The sequence below is a fragment of the Tritonibacter sp. SIMBA_163 genome (assembly GCF_046535935.1).
GTDB classification, from domain to species: domain Bacteria; phylum Pseudomonadota; class Alphaproteobacteria; order Rhodobacterales; family Rhodobacteraceae; genus Epibacterium; species Epibacterium scottomollicae.
Genome location: NZ_JAWJBP010001100.1, coordinates 1 through 244, shown reverse-complemented (window position 1 = coordinate 244; position 244 = coordinate 1). Strand labels below are relative to the sequence as shown.

1 protein-coding gene is annotated in these 244 nt (G+C 65.6%); it reads left to right on the top strand.

The features are described from left to right. Positions 1-244, top strand: a 244-nt coding sequence (locus tag R0J92_RS25735; RefSeq protein WP_411053777.1) for a phage major capsid protein, incomplete at both ends; no start/stop codon positions are given.

Genomic DNA, 244 nt, shown 5'->3' with positions numbered 1-244 from the left:
CACGCAGACCTCCGGAACCGGGGCGCAGCGCGGCTTTCTGCTGCCCACCACGCTTGCGGGCTTTATCAATGTGGCCGCCGCAGCCCATGGCCCGATGATGGCTGGTCAGATTGCCACCGAGATCAACCTGGCCAATGGCGCGCCGTTTGATCTGCCGACGGTGGATGACACCGCCGAGGAGGCCAAACCCCATGCCGAGGGCGATGAGGGCGTTGATGATGCCAGCGGCGACATCGAACTGGGC